Here is a 15,769-nt window from a genome sequence, read left to right on the forward strand (position 1 = left end):
TGCAACCCACTCGGCAACCGGCGGGCCGGCCCGGGGAAAGCCCCGGGGCTTGTCAGCCGCGGCTCGCCGCATTCCGGCCACAAGGACACCCCATGCGCATCCACCACCTCAACTGCATTTCCTCCTGCCCGCTGGGTGGCCGGCTGATGGACGGGCGCACGCCCTCGGTGCTGCAGCGCGGTCAGTTGTGCTGCCACTGCCTGCTGCTGGAGACCGACCAGGGCCTGGTGCTGGTTGACACCGGCTTCGGCCTGAAGGACGTGCGCAATCCGCGCCAGCGCCTGAGCGCCTTTTTCCTCGCGCTGCTGAGCCCGGACTTCCGCGAGGAGATGACCGCGGTGCGGCAGATCGAGCGGCTCGGTTTTCGCGCCTGCGACGTGCGGCACATCGTGCTCACCCACCTGGACTTCGACCACGCCGGCGGGCTGGACGACTTTCCGCTCGCCCGAGTGCACCTGATGCAGCACGAGCGCGACGAGGCCACCGCGCAGCGCACGTGGCTGGACCGGCAGCGCTACCGGCCGCAGCAGTGGGGCGGCCGCATGCACTGGCAGGCGTACCGTGCCGGCTCGGGGGAGCCGTGGTTCGGTTTCCAGGCGGTGCGCGAGCTCGCCGGCCTGCCGCCGGAGGTGCTGCTGGTGCCGCTGCCAGGCCACACGCACGGCCATGCCGGCGTCGCCATCCGAAGCGGCGGACGCTGGCTGCTGCAGACCGGCGATGCCTACTTCCACCACGGCGAGATGGATGTGGAGCGGCCATGGTGCACGCCCGGCCTGCGCCTGTACCAGACGCTGATGGAAAAGGACCGGACCCTGCGCCTGGCCAACCAGGAACGCCTGCGCTACCTCAAGCGCGACCACGGCGGCGAGGTGCAGTTGCTGTGCGCGCACGATCCGGTGGAGTTCGAGGCGCTGGCCGGCCGGCGCAGCGGGCAGCCGGCCGCGCACCCTCGCGAACCGGCGCGCGGCATGGCGTGATGCCACACAGCACCCGGGCTTCACCCGGGTGCACCAAGGCCCGAACCCGCCAGGGTCAGCGCGCACAATCGCGGTTCATCTGCCGCCACGTATGAACAACAAGATCGCAACCTCCGCCGAGCGGACGCTCCGGCGCACGGCCGAGGAGGGCATGCGCCTGCTGGCCGAGAGCACGCGCGACTTCGCGATCATGACGATGGACGCCGAAGGCCGCATCAGCACCTGGAACCAGGGCGCGGCGCACATCTTCGGGTACTCGGAGACCGAAGCCCTCGGCCAGTACTTCGGCATGCTCTTCACGCCGGAAGACCAGGCCGCCGGCGCACCGCAGCAGGAGCTGGAGCGCGCCCGCCGCGACGGCCGCGCGGAAGACGACCGGTGGCATGTGCGCCGGGACGGCAGCCGGGTGTTCTGCAGCGGCATCACCAACCCGTTGCATGAGGGGGGCCCGCTGTGCGGCTTCGGCAAGATCGCGCGCGACCAGACCGCCGCCCAGCGGGCGCGGGCCGAAAGCGAGGCTGCGCTGCGCGAGGAGGTAATGCGCCGCGCCGAGGCCCAGGCCACCAGCGAGCTGAAGGACGAGTTCCTCGCCGTGATGTCGCACGAGCTCAAGAACCCGCTCAACCTGATCCAGCTGAACGCCGAGCTGCTGTCGCGCATGCCCGAAGCGCGCAACGTGCCGGCGGTGGCAAAGGCCGCCGCCACCATCCGCAAGACGGTGCTGAGCCAGGCCCAGATCATCGACGACCTGCTGGACCTGTCGCGCGTGAACACCGGAAAGATGGCGCTCAACCGCAGCAGCGTGGACGCCGCGGCGGTGGTACGCACCATCGCCACCGCCTTGCGCGAGGACGCAGAGCACAAGGGCCTGGCCCTGGCGCTGGAGGTGACCGAGGAGCCGGTGCTGCTGGACGCCGACCCCGTGCGGTTGGAGCAAGTCGTGTGGAACCTGCTGAACAACGCGCTGAAGTTCACGCCGCGCGGCGGCCGGGTCGACCTGACGCTGGCCATCGAGCAGGGGCGCGTGGTGCTGCGCGTGCAGGACACCGGCCGCGGCATCGCGCCCGAGGTGCTGCCCCATGTGTTCGACATGTTCAAGCAGGCGGACCCAGGCACCACCCGCCGGCATGGCGGCCTGGGCATCGGCCTGGCGCTGGTGCGCAGCCTGGTGCTGGCCCATGACGGGCAGGTGGAAGTCACCTCCGAAGGGCTGGACCACGGCAGCTGCTTCACCGTGTGGCTGCCCTTGCAACGCTCGGCAACCGCCGTGGCGGAGACGCCACCGGCCAGCCCGGCGGCCACGCTGACCGGTCACCGCGCCCTGGTGGTGGACGACGATCAACAGGCGGTGCAGACGCTGCGCGAGCTGCTGGCGCTGGAGGGCGCTGAAGTGGTCAGCGCTCACAGCGCGGCCGATGCGCTGGCAGAGGCGGGCCGCCAGGGCTTCAGCTTCATCCTGAGCGACATCGCCATGCCCGACATGGACGGCTACCAGTTGATCCGCGCGCTGAAGGCCGAGGCCATGACCGCCGGCACGCCGGTGATCGCGGTCACCGGGCTGGGCCGTCCCGTGGACGCCAAGCGGGCGATCGCGGCCGGCTTTGTGGCGCACCTGAAGAAACCGGTGACGGTGGACAAACTGTTGCAAACGCTGAGCCACGTGCTGAAGGGCTGAAGGCGCGCACAGGAGCGCGGCGGGCACAGCACGTGCCCGGTGAGAGCGCGATCGCGATCCGCCATGCCCGACACACGTTTGCCGCTCCCGCTCGATGCGCTCGACCCGAACCCGAGGCCAGCGCAGCACGGACATTCCGCTCTCCCATCCTGCGACGTCGAGCAGCACTACCGAACGCTGTTCGAGGTGTGCGGTGTCGGCCTGAGCGAGGCCGATCCGGCCGACGGCACCATCGTGCGCGCCAATCGCCACCTGGCGCAGATGCTGGGCTGCGAGCCGGCCGCGCTGGTGGGGCGGCGCTTCGTGGACATCACCCATCCGGCCGACCGCGACGCCAACTGGGACGCCTTCGTGCGCCTGGTGAAGGGCGAAGTGCCCAGCCTGCGGTATGAAAAGCGCCTGCTGCGCCACGACGGCGAGCCGCTGTGGGTGCTGATCTCGGTGAACGTCATCCGCTCGGCGCAACCCGTGCCACGCGTGGTGGCGGCCGTCATCGACATCGGCGCCCAGAAGCGAGCGCAGGCCCGCCTGGCCGAGAGCGAGCAGCGGCTGCAGCTCGCGCTGGCCGCATCCAGCCTCGGTCTCTGGGAATGGGACCTGGCGAGCGGCCGGCTCTGGTACTCCGACCGGGTGCTGGAGATCACCGGCCTCACGCAAGCGCAGCTGGTGGCCGATCCCGGCGCGGCGCGGCGCCTGGTGCACCCCGACGATGTCCATGTGATCCGCGCCTCCGACGAAGCGGCCCGCACCGGCCGGGCTTTTCATGCGGAATACCGCATCCTGCGCCACGATGGCACGCTGCGCTGGGTGGCCAACCACGCGCGCACGGAATGCGACGAGCATGGCGTGCCGCAGCGCATGGTGGGCACGCTCACCGACATCACCGACCGCAAGCAAGGCGAGGAGGCACTGCGTCAGGCGCACGACGAATTGGAGGCCCGCGTGCACGAGCGCACCGAGGCGCTCGCGCGGGCCAACACCACGCTGGCGAATGAGGTCGCAGCGCGCCGCGCCACCGAGGCGCATGTGCGCGAGCTGCTCGGCCAGCTGGTCAATGCCGAGGAGGAAGAGCGCCGCCGCATCGCGCGCGAGCTGCACGACACCGTGGGCCAGCACTTGACCGCCCTCACCCTCGGCCTGAAGGCGGTGGAGGAGGAGCCCGCGCTGCCGGCGCGGCTGCGCAGCCGCATGGCCCAGCTGCGGCATGCCACCCGCGCGCTGGATGACGACATCGACCGGCTGTCGCACGAGCTGCGACCTGCTGCGCTGGACGACCTCGGCCTGGACGACGCATTGCGCCAGCATGCCAGCGGCTGGGCCGGGGACAGCGGCATCGTGGTGGACCTTCACACCCACGGCCTGCGTGGCAGGCGCTTCGCGCAGGCGGTGGAAAGCACGGTGTACCGCGTGGTGCAGGAGGCCTTGACCAACGTGCGCAAGCATGCCGGCGCCTCGCGCGTGAGCCTGATCGCGGAGGTGCGCGATCAAGCGCTGCGTGTGATCGTGGAAGACGACGGCAGTGGCCTGGCCAGCGCACCCGCCGCTTCGCCCGGCTCGGGTGTGATGCGGCGCCGCCTCGGCCTGCGCGGCATGAGTGAACGCGCCATGCTGGCCGGCGGGCGGCTGGACGTGGAAAGCGAACCGGGGCGCGGCACCACGCTGTACCTGACCATTCCCCTGTCCGAGGAAGACTGAGATGGCTGCACTCCCCATGGGCGAACGTTGGAAGGTGCTGCTGGCCGACGACCACGCGGTGCTGCGCGAAGGCCTGGCGCTGCTGGTGAGCGCGCAGCCGGACATGGAAGTGGTGGCGCAGGCGCGCGGCGGACGGGAGGCGGTGCAGCTGGCGCAGCAGCACCGGCCTCATGTAGCGGTGCTGGACGTGTCCATGCCCGACATGGGCGGCGCGGAGGCGGCCGAGCAGATTCATGCCGCCTGCCCCGAGGTGCGCCTGCTGGCGCTGACCCGTCATGCCGACCAAGGCTACCTGCGGCGCATGCTGCGCGCGGGCGCGTCGGGCTATGTGGTCAAGCGCGCCGCCGCGGAGGCGCTGATCGGCGCCATTCGCACCGTGGCCGGCGGCGGCACCTACGTCGACCCGAGCATGGCCGGCGCGTTGCTGGCACGCGTGGTCCGCCAGCCCGGCGACCCCAGCTCGCCGCCGCGCACGCGGCCCGCGCTGAGCGAGCGCGAGGAACAGGTGCTGCGGCTGATCGCCTGGGGCAAGAGCAACAAGGAAGTGGCGGCCCAGCTGGGCATCAGCGTGAAGACGGCGGAGTTCTACAAGGCCAGCGCGCTGGAGAAGCTGCAGCTGCGCAGCCGCACCGACATCCTGCGCCACGCGCTGGCCGAGGGCTGGCTGCGCGAGGACGACGACCCGGAGTGAAACGACTGATCAGCCGCCCGGCCTCGCCGCGCTCCCGTGCCTGGGCAGGCTGATCGTGAAGATGCAACCCGTGCCCGGGACGTCGCGCACGGTCAACGATCCTCCATCCGCTTCGACGTAACGCCTGGCGATCGACAGCCCCAGCCCGAGGCCGCTGCGGTCCGTGCCGTTCTGGGTGAACGGCAGGAACATCACTTCCGCACTGCCAGGCGGCAGGCCACCGCAGTGGTCGCCCACATGGATGTGGACATGGCCCTCGCTGGAACCCACGCTGAGGGACACCTGCGAGCCTGCACGGGTGAACTTGAACGCGTTGTGCAGCAGGTTCACCAGCGCCGCCATCAGCAGCTCCCGGTTGCCCAGCACCTGCAGCACGGGATCGACCACCGACACGTCCAGGGAGCAGCCCCTGGCTGTCGCGTGCAGGGAAGCCATCTGTTGCGCGTCCGTGACGAACCCCGCCACCGGAAACGGCTCCCGCTGCGGCGAGACTTGGGAAGTGACTCGCACCTCGTCGAGCGTCGTGCGAAGCAGGTTGGCCATCGCCAGCAGGCTGCGCTTCAGGACGGCACCCGTGGAGCCACCGATGGGAAGCTTCCCCGACTCCAGCGCGGCCAGCGCCAGGGACGCCGAGTTCAGCGAATTCCTCAGCTCATGGACGAGCAGTCCGAGACGCTGGTTCGATTCCTGGGCCTGGTGTTGCGCGACCGTCACGTCCCGCTGCACGCTGAATGCGGTGACCGCATCGGCGATCGCGTTGTCGAGGCACCGGTTCAAGGTCCTGAACTCGTCCACGGCAAACGGCGCGTCGCGTTCGAAGGCGAGGTCGGTGATCGCCTGGCACAGGTCGCCGTAGTCATGCACCACCTGGTCCACGGTGAATCCAAGGGCCAGGAGCTGCTTGCCGTGGGCCGTGGCGCTCACCCCGATCTCGCTCAGGGCGGTTGCGTCGCCACCCGCGGCGCCGGAGATCCGCAGGCTCGCGGCCAGCTCGCCGTCCTCCTCCGCCTGGAGGGTCCGCGTGAGCTGATCCAGAAACAGCGGCACCCCGTTCGCCAGCTGTTCTGTCGTGGCGGATCGCATGGGGCGTTGAGCGACCTTCGCCTTGCACCGCGCGATCAACTCGTCGCGGTTGTTGGTCAGGAATTGATGCATGGCGCCTCCGAGGGGGTGCGGGGGGCGCACCCTCTTCGGAGTATGGGCCGCGGGATGACCCTTCTCGGCGCTTATTTATGTCACGGAATGATCTGCAGCGGCTCGTTGTTCAGCGCCTGGGCCCGGCTGCCGAAGACGGCGCGGGGGTCGTTGAACATCTGGCCGTCGCGCTGGTAGTCGGCGAACAGCTGGTAGATGTAACCCATGCGCTGCGGGTAGGACTCCCAGTGGTCGGTCCCGCTGTTGGCCGGGTTGGTCTCGTCCTCGTTGGTGAGGTTGCCGTCCAGGCCGTTGAGCCGGTCCTTCAGCACCTGGTCGAGTTGCACCGTCTGCCCGTCCACCGTGGTGAAGCTGCCTCCGGGGTTCACGCGATAGGGCGTGTTGGGCAGGTCGTTGTCCGTGTCCAGCTTGCGCGGGCTGGACGTGTTGGCGTCGGGCAGGTGGAAGTCGATGCCCCAGGCGCCCAGCCCGCCGGGGTTCGTCATGCCCAGCACCTTGAGGCCGTTTTCGATCTCGGGCTGCACGATGTCCTGCTCCTGCAGGCCCACCAGGGTGTTGCCGTAGAGCATGAGCTGCGCGCGCTGGTCGGCCAACTGCTGGCGCTGGGCCGCGCTGGCGGGGTTGGTGGCGGAAAGCTGGTTCTCCCGGTCCTGCAGCTTCATCGCGTCGTAGTAGGCCTTGAACGCGTTTTTCATGTCGTGCTGCGGATCGTTGTTGCCGTCCAGGTAGCTGATGCCGCGCCCGCCCCACTTGGCTTCGAAGCCCTTCCAGAAATCGTCGAAGCTCATGTCGCGGTTGCGGCCGTCGCCGAAGGTGTCCACAAATTGGCGGAAGCCGGGGCCGATGTCGGAGATGAGCTTGGAGTTGCCCACGCTGAGCCAGTAGCGCGGGTCGCTCCCGGCCGTTTCGGCCATCGCGATGCCGGCGGTGCCGTCGAGGTTGCGGCCGATCTCGTCGGAGGCCGACACCGCGAAGGTGGCCCAGTTGGCGTTGTCCTTGCCGACGATGCCGGCCATGCCGGTGGAGAGCTCGTAGTACTGGCGCGTGACCTGCTCGTTGCGCTCCAGCCGGTCGGGGTAGGCCAGCAGCAGCTCGCCGTTGGTCATCAGGCCGTCATGCGAGCCGAACGCCGTGCGCATGCCGGCCAGCTGCTCCTTGGAGAAGCTCACCGGGGCGTCGTGCGTCACGGGAAAAGCGGGGCCGAACATGCCGCCGCCGCCGGTGACCATGAGGTCCACGGTCTGGTTCTCGTACCAGTCCTGGTGCTGCTGCACTGCCAACGTCAAGTCGCGCATGAGGCTGGCGTTGGACAGGCTGCTGGCAAAACTGTCCATCTCGGTGGCGTTCACGCCGCTGAAGGCCTGCAGCGCGCGTTCGAAGCCGCCGCGGTCGTTCAGGTCCTGCGCCCGCATGTAGGTGGCGATCAGGCGGCTGTCGTGCGTGTCCTTCACAAAGCCCGCCGGCACCTGATCGGGCTTGACCAGGCCGCCCATGATGGCGCCCTGGAAGCCGTCGACCACCGCATCGCGCTCGCTCTGCAGGATGTGGCCCGAGCTCAGCCGGTCGTTGAGGCGGCCGGCGGTAAGCCAGGAGTCGAAGGCGCCGTCGTCGCGTTCGATGATCTCGGCCACGAGCTGCGAACGGAACGCCAGGTTGCCCTGGGCCATCTCCTGCGCCAGCACGTCGGTGCGCTTTTCGTAGTCATCCTTCCAGAAGGTGCGCTGGCCGGCGTCCATCACCCGGTCGGCCGCGGCATGCACGTCGCGGTCGGGCGGCTGCGGTGCCGGCGGCCCGTACACCGGCGCGCTGGGCGGCGGCGGCGCAGGGGCGCGTGCGGGCGCGACGGTGGTGCTGCGGATGCCGTCGGGTGGCAACATGGTGCGTGCTCCGGGAAGTTCTCTGCATGCACTCTAGGAACGCACCGGCCCCGCCGGCTACTGGGAACGTTCCCAGCGTTTGCAACGGCGTGTACCACCTGCCCTGCGCACCCGGCACAGGGCGCACTGCCCATGCCGCTCAGCCCAGCGCGGCCAGCAGCAGGTCGGCCACCGCCGCGGAGGACTGCGGGTTCTGCCCGGTGATCAGCCGGCCGTCGCACAGCGCGAATGGCTGCCAGTTCGGCGCGCCTTCAAAGTGCGCGCCGAGTTCGCGCAGGCGCGACTCCAGCAGGAAGGGCACGGCATCGGCCAGACCGGCCTGGGCTTCCTCGGCATCGGTGAAGCTGTTGACCCGCTTGCCGGCCACCAGCGGCCGGCCGTCCGGCCCCTTGGCGCTCACCAGGCCGGCCACACCATGGCACACCGCTGCGATCAGCTTGTGCTGGCGCGCCGCGGCTTCCACCAGCCGGGTGACGGAGTCGCTGGTGGGCAGGTCCCACATCGTGCCGTGGCCGCCGGGGAAGAAGACCGCATCGAAGTCCTCCATGCGCACATCGGCCACCGGCCGGGTGGCTTCCACCTGCGCCATCAACGCGGCATCGGCCAGCAGCCGTTCCACCGCCGGATCGTTCTGTCCCTTCTCTTTCAAGCTGCCCGGATCGATGGGCGCACGGCCACCGCGCGGCGAGGCCAAGGTGACCTGCGCACCCGCTCCGGTGAGCGCGTAGTACGGCACGGCCAGTTCCTCGGCCCACAGGCCGGTGGGCTTGCCGGTGGCGCCCATGCGGTCGTTGGAGGTGAGCACCATGAGGATGCGCTTGTGGTTCATGGGAGGTCCTTTGTGTTGGCGCCGGCGGGCTGCCGGCATGAGGCGCACTGTATTTGCGCCAGCTCTGGCCATAAAGTCACGCCCCATCACTTCATTCATTACGCTGAGGAACAGATGGCCCGCACCTTCGACCCCGTGCAGCTGGGCAGCATCGAGCTGTTCTGCAAGGCCGCCGACTGCGGCAGCTTCACCGCCGCGGCCGAAGCGCTGGGCCTCACGCCGGCGGCGGTGAGCCGGTCCATCGCCCGGCTGGAGGCGCGCCTGGGCGTGCGGCTGTTTGCGCGCACCACGCGCAGCATCCGCCTCACCAGCGACGGCGCGCTCTACAAGGCCGAGTGCCAGCAGGCGCTGGAGCAGATCGCCCAGGCGGAGCAGGCCATCACCGGCCAGCAGCAACGCCCCAGCGGCCTGCTGCGCGTGAGCGCGCCCAGCACCTATGCGCACCACCGGCTGCTGCCGCTGCTGCCGCGGTTCCAGAAGGCGTATCCCGAGGTGCAGATCGAGCTCAACATCAGCAACCGCAACATCGACTTCGTGGACGACGGCTACGACATCGCCATCCGGCGCGGCCAGCCGCCCGATTCACGCCTGATCGCCCGGCTGCTGGAAGACGCCACCGTCGGCGTGTTCGCATCGCCCTCGTACCTGCGCCGCCGCGGCACGCCCAAGACCACCGCCGAGCTGCTGGCGCGCGACTGCATCCAGTTCATCCTGCCCAGCACCGGCCGGCCCGTGCCCTGGGTGTTCAGGGGCAGCGACGGGCGCGACATCGACCTGCAGTTCGCCAGCCCCTGGCGCGTGGAGGACGACGTGCTGGGCTGCCTGACATGGGCGCAGGCCGGCGGCGGGCTGTGCCAGATCTACCACTTCGCCGCGCAGGCGGCGGTGGCGCGCGGCGAGCTGGTGGAGGTGATGAAGAAGATGGGCGGCCGCGCCTGGCCCTTCTGGGTGCTGTATCCGCAGAACCGGCACCTGTCAGCCCGGGTGCGGGTGTTCGTTGACTTCCTCACGTCCGCGGTGACGGGCCGCGCCTCACGAGGCCGGCGCTGAAGGCGGCGGGGCCCGCCTGGCCCCGCTCAGCCTCTAGGATGCGCCGATGCCCCAGATGCTCCCTGCCCGTTTCACTGAACTCGGCCTGCCCTTCCAACGCCTGCTGTGGAGCGACGCACTGATGCTGCTCGCACTGATGGTGGGGCAGGTGGCGGTGCCGTGGTGGATTGCGCAGGCCGGCGGCGCGGCGGACCTGGCGGTGTACGGCGTGGTGCTGTCGGCGGTCTCCTTCATCACGATGCCCTTGCTGTCACCGCTGGGCGACCGCTATCCCAAGCGCTGGCTGATCGCGGGGGCGCTCGCCGCGTATGCGCTGGCTGCCTGCGGCACCGCGGCGTTGGCGAGCTGGGGCCACTACGCGCTGGCCGCGTTGATCGCATTGCAGTCGGTGCCCATGCTGGCGATGGCGGTGCTGTCGCCAGCCGCCGCCAGCATGGTGGCCGAGCTGGTGCCGGCCCAGCAACTCACGCGCGCGATCGGTGTGCAGCAGAGCGCACAGTCCATGGGCCGGCTGATCGGCCCGGCCATCGGCGGTGCGGTGTTGGCCGCCGCCGGCACCGCGGCGGCGCTGTGGTTGAACGGCGGGCTGCTGATCGCGGCCGCCTTGCTCGCCACCCGGTTGCCATCACAAGCCATCCACGCACCCGCATCCTGTCGCTGGTGGGCCGACCTGCGCGCGGGCCTGAAGGCCAACTGGGCGATCCCGCTGGAGCGGGGCTGGATCACGGTGAACTTCCTGAGCTGGATCTTCCTGTACCCCGCGCTGGCGATGCTGGTGCCGCTGAAGGTGCAGTCGCTCGGCCTGTCCGCCGCCTGGCTGGGCGCCTGCGAGGCCGCGCTGTCGCTCGGCATGCTGGTGGGCTCACTGGGCGCATCGGAGTGGTGGATACGGCGCCAGGGCCGCTATGCCACGCGCATCGGCTCCGCCGTCATCCAGGGCCTGGCGCTCGCCGTGGCCGGCTGGACCACCTGGCCGTGGCTGCTGGTGCCCGCATTCGCGGTGGCGGGGCTCACCAACTCCGCGGCCACGCTGGTGGGCCTCACCCACCGCATGCTGGCCCGGCCGCTGGCGTTCCGCGCGCGCATGTCGGCCGGCTCGATGATGACCTCCCAGGTGGCCGGCACCCTGGGGCCCGCGCTGGCCGGTGTGGCGCTGGCCCATTGGCCGGTGAGCACGGTCTATGGCGTGTTCGCCTTGCTCGGCGGCTTTGGTGCGCTCGGGCTCGCGTTGATCCCCGGCTTCCGCGCCTTCATGGCACTGGACAACGATGCGGTGAACGGCTGGTACCAGCGCGCGCACCCGGAGGCCTTTGTGGAGACGCCGCCGCGGCGTTCGGCCTGAAGCCGGGCTCAGCGACCGTCCACGGGCGCGGCCTCGTACAGCTCCAGCGGCAGGCCGTCCGGATCGGCGAAGAAGACAAAACGCCGGTTCGTGGTCTCGTCCACGCGCACGGCCTCCACCGCCACACCCCTGGCTTCCAGCACGCGCTTGCACTCGGCCACGTCATCCACCTCGAAGGCCAGGTGGCGCAGGCCCCTGGCCTCGGGATAGGACGGCCGCGGCGGCGGATTGGGAAACGAGAACAGCTCGATCTGCCCGCCATCGGGCAGGCGCAGGTCCAGCTTGTAGGAATCACGCTCCGCGCGGTAGTGCTCGGCCAGCACGGCCAGCCCCAGCACCTCGGTGTAGAAGCGCCTGGACACGGCGTAGTCGGCGCAAATGATGGCGGCGTGGTGGATGCGTCGCAGCATGCTTGTTACCTCCAGCGGGCCAGGATTTCGGTCACCCGGCCAAGCTCGTCCGCATGCACGTCTGCCACCGTCACCTGCAATGAGCCGAATGCGTCAACGAGAGCCGGGTGCCACACGGTCCAGGCCAGCATGGGCAGCGAATCCTTGTGCAGGTCGTAGGCCGCGACGACGGCTCCGCCGGCCAAGCTCGCGAGCCGCTGGATGGTGGCCTGTCTGCCGCTGCCGTCCGTTTGGCACACGGCCACGCCCCCATCCGCGCGCAGGGCCAGCAGCGCGCGTGCACCCAGCGCGGTGGACGCGGGGACCACCACATCGCAGTCCGCCATCTCCCGCAGGATGAGCCGGTGCACGCGGCGGCCCCGGATGCTGGTCATGCCCTCGACGAATGCCGTGGCCACCTGGGCCAGCCTTTGTTTATCGATCGCCATCGTGCGTGCTGCTCCCGTTGCCGCGCCTGCGCCGCACCAGCCGCAGCGTGAGCATCACCGCCACGGCAGCCGCCCAGACCCAGAGCAGTTCCGACACCAGCACCTGCAGCCCCCGGCCACCGGCCAGGCGGCGCAGGCTCAGCGGCGAGGCTTCGATCACCTGCCAGGGGAAGAACAGGCGCTCGCTGGACAGCGGCCACCACAAGGCGACGCCCTGGCCGCCGTTGGTCAGCATGTCCAGCAGCCCGTGCGATGCGGTTGCGATGGCGATGAAGAGGAACGCGGTCCGCGGCGTGGCCTGCAGCGCCCGCGCGCCCAACCACGCGACCGCACCCAGCAGCAGCGCAAAGGCCAGCGAATGCGACGCGCCCCGGTGCCCCCAGGCATCGGCATAGGGAACACCGAACCGAAACGCCAGCACGTCGAGGTCCGGTACCGCCGACGCCATCACCCCGGCGATCAGCAGGCGCCGTGGCACCACGCCGCGGCCCAGCCCCAGGCCCAGCGCCAGCGGCACGGCAGCATGGGCCAGGATGGTCGGCATCGCTGTTCAGGCCCGCGCCGTGGCGGCAGGCCACCGGTGGCCCAGCACCATGTCCAGCGGATAGACATGCTCGCGCACCTCCCCCAGCTGGTTGCCGCCCAGCAGGTGCACCTGTTGCGCATCGGCCCGCAGGAAAAAGCCCACATGCCCTTTCCAGCTCGTGGGGTCGTCGCGGTACAGCACGGTGATGCAGCCGGGCACCGGCGCCTGCAGCGGCTGGCCCCAATCGAGCCAGGAGCGCGCCAGCGCCGAGCCGGTGCCCGCGATGCCCACCTGCGCCAGGCACCAGTGGACGAAGGACGAGCACCACGAGGCCTTGTCGTCGTAGCCCTCGATGTTGGTGCCGGCGTGGTACTGCACGATGCGCGGGTTGCTGCAGCCCGCGGGCCATGCGGCGACGCCGCGTTCGGCCCAGGCGATCGGCATCCACGGTGGTGCTGCAGCGTTCATGCCGGGCTACGGCGCGGTGCGCGGCGTTTCGTTGCTGTGGCGGAAGGCGCTGGCGCGTTCATGCTCGATCGGCCGGATCTCGTAGCTCAGGCCGCAGGCCAGGCAGGGGTTGTCGGCCGCGATGCGGGCCGCTTCGTCCAGGCTGCCGGCCCGCACGAACCAGTAACCACCGATCACCTCCTTGGCCTCCGCAAACGGGCCGTCGGTGATGCCGCCGCGGCTCACGAGCTTGGCCCCGGTGGCCAGGCGTTGGCCGCGCTTGAACCTGCCTTCGGCCACCAGGCGGTCGTACCAGGCATAAAAACGATCGATCGCGTCCTGGATCTCCTGCGGGGACTTCTGCGGATCCCATTGGCCGCGAGACAGCAGCAGGTATTCGTGGATGGAGGGTTCGCTGGACATGGTGGTGGTCGGCTGGGCAACGCGTGCACCTTACCAAAGACAAACGGGCCGCGCACCCGCAGCGCTGGCGCACCCAACGGCATGGCGCTCTCACCGTCGGCCCAGCCGCTCCAGCGCGTGGCGGGCGCATTGGCCCACCGCATGGGCATCGTGCACTGCCAGCTGCAGGCGCCGCAGCAGCCAGGGCATAGGCTCGTCGGCCGGCGGCAGCACCGGCAGCGCGTCCAGGCGCAACGCCGGCGGCTCGGGCGGCAGCTGGGCCTCGCCGGGCGGCTGCAGGCGCGCCTGCAGTTCGGCATGGGCGGCAGCCAGGGCCGACCGCGAGGCCTCGGCTTCCAGCGTCTGTGCCCGCCGCAGCCGTGTCATGCGGATGGCCGACAGGTGCGCCATCAGCCGGTGCGCATGATCCAGCAGCCGGGTGAGCTCGTCGATCGGCACGCGCACGCTGCGCGGTTCGGCCGCGCTGCGCTGCAGGGCGGCCGCGATGGAGGTGAGCGCGTCGTAGGCCTGCAGGCGGGCCAGGCGCTGCGCCACGCCGGCTTGTGCGGCGCCCTGCACGGCCTGCTCCGCATAGGCGCGCAGGGCACCCAGCGCCTGGGCCACCGCCCGCGGCAGGCTGCGCCGCTCCCACGCCGGCAGCACGTAGCTGAAGGCCCAGGCCAGCGCCGCGCCGAGCAGGGTGTCGGCCAGCCGCTCGCCGATCGCAAAACCGCCGGCCGGGTCCACCAGGTGCGACTGCAGCAGCGCCATCACGGTGGCCGCGACCGCGGTGATCAGGTAGCGCACGGTGATGAAGGCATGCGCCACGCCCACGGCCACCAGGAAGGCCAGCGGCTGCAGCGCCGGCACGCGAGCCAGCAGCAGCACCAGCAGGCAGCCCAGCATGGTGCCGGTGACCCGCGCATTGCGGCGCGCGAGCGTCTGCTCCAGGTTGCCGCGCAGCACCACGCCCACGCTGAGCACCAGCCAGTGCGGATGCGAGGCCCAGGGCAGCATCAGGCCGATGAAGTAGGCGCAGCTCAGCGCCAGGGCGGCACGCACCGCATGGCGCAGCACCGGCGAGCCGCCGCGCAGGTGGCCGCGCAGCGCCGCCAGCGGCCAGGTCTCCGGCCCGACGAAGCGCTGCAGTTCGTCGGCCGACAGCGAAAGCGGCTGCGGCTCCACGTCGCGCCGCACCAGCGCCAGCACGCGGCGCGCATCCGCGGCCAGCATGTCCACCCGCGAGCCCAGCACCGGCAGCAGGCGCTGGCGCGCGTCGTCGGGCGCGAGCGGGCTGCCGGCCAGGGCATCGGCCCCCGCCTCGCCATGTGGCAGCGGGATGGTGCCGGTGCGCAGGCCGGATTCGGCAGCGTCCAGCACCGCAGCCACCTCGGTGAGGGCCACCGCCACCCGCGCCCGCACCCAGCGGCCGGCAAGGTCGTCGCCCAGCAGGTCCAGGTCGAGCCGGCTGGCGAGCAGCACATCGCGCAGGTCGATGGTGCGCAGCAGGATGGCAGTTTCACGGCGCGCGCGCTCGGTGGCCGGCGCCGCGAAGAGCAGGTCGCGCGCGGCCTGCAGCGCCTCGGCCAGCGTGGCTTCGTCGCCCACCCAGTTGCGCAGCTCGCCACTGGCGGCGGCCTGCGGCGTGGCCAGCACCTCGGCGCGCGAGCGCAGCAGCCGCGCCATGGCCGCCACCGCGCCGGCCAGCGCCAGCGTGCGGTAGCGCCGCTGCAGCAGCCGGTTGGCCAGCGCCGACCAGCCGATGTAGGCCAGCGCGCCACCCGCATGCCAGCCCACCAAGGTGAGCACGGGCACCTGCGGGGGCGCGGCCAGCGTAAACACCAGCGACAGCACCGGCGCAAACGACACCGGCCCGGCGCGCGGCCCCCAGGCCAGCGTCATCATCGCCAGCCAGGTGAGGACCGCCAACCCCAGGCCCAGCCCGAGCGGCCAGGGGCGCAGCAGCGCCACCACCAGCGCCGCCAGGGTGGCCAGCACTGCGGCGCCCACCACCCGCTGCACGTTGCGCCGGCCGGTGCCCGGCAGGTCGGCCAGGCTGGTGCACACCGCGCCCGCCACCGCGAGCTGGGCCGCCAGGGCCTCGCCCACCCACACGCCCAGCCGGCTGCACAGCAGCTGCACCGCCGCGATGCCCAGCGCCACCGCCACACCGTTGATCACATGGGCGGGCGGGGCGGGGGCTAGGCGCGGCATGGCGGCAAGCATAGACGGACGCCCCGCGCCGGGATGCGCGGTGCGCACGTC

The 15,769-nt window shown here is 71.0% G+C and carries 15 protein-coding genes; 6 read left to right on the forward strand and 9 right to left on the reverse strand.

The genetic code is table 11. The features are described 5' to 3' along the window. Positions 1 to 92: 92 nt before the first annotated feature. The 4 genes from VPH43_RS00250 (at position 93) to VPH43_RS00265 (ending at position 5,038) form a co-directional block, all read left to right on the forward strand. A complete protein-coding gene (locus VPH43_RS00250) occupies positions 93 to 977 on the forward strand; it encodes an MBL fold metallo-hydrolase (protein ID WP_328575632.1) in 885 nt (294 codons plus the stop codon). A 91-nt stretch (positions 978 to 1,068) separates the two neighbouring features. Beyond that, entirely contained in the window at positions 1,069 to 2,652 is a 1,584-nt protein-coding gene (locus tag VPH43_RS00255; protein ID WP_328575633.1) for a hybrid sensor histidine kinase/response regulator, read from the forward strand. A gap of 63 nt (positions 2,653 to 2,715) precedes the next feature. Then, positions 2,716 to 4,347: a PAS domain S-box protein gene (locus VPH43_RS00260; protein WP_328575634.1), complete on the forward strand. Its 1,632-nt coding sequence runs from the start codon at positions 2,716 to 2,718 to the stop codon at positions 4,345 to 4,347. Position 4,348: 1 nt separating this feature from the next. Next, positions 4,349 to 5,038: a response regulator transcription factor gene (locus VPH43_RS00265; RefSeq protein ID WP_328575635.1), complete on the forward strand. Its 690-nt coding sequence runs from the start codon at positions 4,349 to 4,351 to the stop codon at positions 5,036 to 5,038. 9 nt (positions 5,039 to 5,047) lie between these two features. On the opposite strand, the gene VPH43_RS00270 is transcribed toward VPH43_RS00265, so the two are convergent. The 3 genes from VPH43_RS00270 to VPH43_RS00280 form a co-directional block, all read right to left on the reverse strand. Further along, complete coding sequence (locus VPH43_RS00270) at positions 5,048 to 6,193, reverse strand: sensor histidine kinase (protein ID WP_328575636.1); 1,146 nt, start codon at positions 6,191 to 6,193, stop codon at positions 5,048 to 5,050. Positions 6,194 to 6,273: 80 nt separating this feature from the next. After that, positions 6,274 to 8,070 carry a hypothetical protein gene (locus tag VPH43_RS00275; protein WP_328575637.1) on the reverse strand — a complete coding sequence of 599 codons (1,797 nt, stop codon included), beginning with the start codon at positions 8,068 to 8,070 and terminating at the stop codon, positions 6,274 to 6,276. A 139-nt stretch (positions 8,071 to 8,209) separates the two neighbouring features. Beyond that, positions 8,210 to 8,899 (reverse strand): type 1 glutamine amidotransferase domain-containing protein, encoded by a 690-nt coding sequence (locus tag VPH43_RS00280; RefSeq protein ID WP_328575638.1) that lies wholly within the window; start codon positions 8,897 to 8,899, stop codon positions 8,210 to 8,212. A gap of 114 nt (positions 8,900 to 9,013) precedes the next feature. On the opposite strand from VPH43_RS00280, the gene VPH43_RS00285 reads away from it, so the two are divergent. After that, positions 9,014 to 9,949, forward strand: coding sequence for a LysR family transcriptional regulator (locus VPH43_RS00285; protein ID WP_328575639.1), 936 nt, complete (start codon positions 9,014 to 9,016; stop codon positions 9,947 to 9,949). 46 nt (positions 9,950 to 9,995) lie between these two features. Beyond that, a complete protein-coding gene (locus VPH43_RS00290; RefSeq protein ID WP_328575640.1) occupies positions 9,996 to 11,291 on the forward strand; it encodes an MFS transporter in 1,296 nt (431 codons plus the stop codon). Positions 11,292 to 11,299: 8 nt separating this feature from the next. Here the strand turns inward: VPH43_RS00290 and gloA2 are convergent, their stop codons facing one another. From gloA2 to VPH43_RS00320, 6 genes are all read right to left on the reverse strand, one after another. Next, positions 11,300 to 11,701, reverse strand: a complete 402-nt coding sequence (gloA2, locus tag VPH43_RS00295; protein WP_328575641.1) for an SMU1112c/YaeR family gloxylase I-like metalloprotein — start codon at positions 11,699 to 11,701, stop codon at positions 11,300 to 11,302. Positions 11,702 to 11,706: 5 nt separating this feature from the next. Next, positions 11,707 to 12,129 carry a hypothetical protein gene (locus VPH43_RS00300; protein WP_328575642.1) on the reverse strand — a complete coding sequence of 141 codons (423 nt, stop codon included), beginning with the start codon at positions 12,127 to 12,129 and terminating at the stop codon, positions 11,707 to 11,709. After that, a complete protein-coding gene (locus VPH43_RS00305; RefSeq protein WP_328575643.1) occupies positions 12,116 to 12,673 on the reverse strand; it encodes a metal-dependent hydrolase in 558 nt (185 codons plus the stop codon). Before VPH43_RS00305 ends, VPH43_RS00300 begins: the two co-directional genes overlap by 14 nt. Positions 12,674 to 12,679: 6 nt before the next feature. Then, positions 12,680 to 13,123: a TIGR02594 family protein gene (locus VPH43_RS00310; RefSeq protein ID WP_328575644.1), complete on the reverse strand. Its 444-nt coding sequence runs from the start codon at positions 13,121 to 13,123 to the stop codon at positions 12,680 to 12,682. 6 nt (positions 13,124 to 13,129) lie between these two features. Further along, positions 13,130 to 13,525: a YciI family protein gene (locus tag VPH43_RS00315; RefSeq protein ID WP_328575645.1), complete on the reverse strand. Its 396-nt coding sequence runs from the start codon at positions 13,523 to 13,525 to the stop codon at positions 13,130 to 13,132. Between the two features lie 90 nt (positions 13,526 to 13,615). Beyond that, positions 13,616 to 15,718: an FUSC family protein gene (locus VPH43_RS00320; RefSeq protein WP_328575646.1), complete on the reverse strand. Its 2,103-nt coding sequence runs from the start codon at positions 15,716 to 15,718 to the stop codon at positions 13,616 to 13,618. Between the last annotated feature and the right edge of the window lie 51 nt (positions 15,719 to 15,769).

The organism is Ideonella sp. BN130291, from assembly GCF_036231905.1.
Taxonomy (GTDB): domain Bacteria; phylum Pseudomonadota; class Gammaproteobacteria; order Burkholderiales; family Burkholderiaceae_C; genus CAMLIZ01.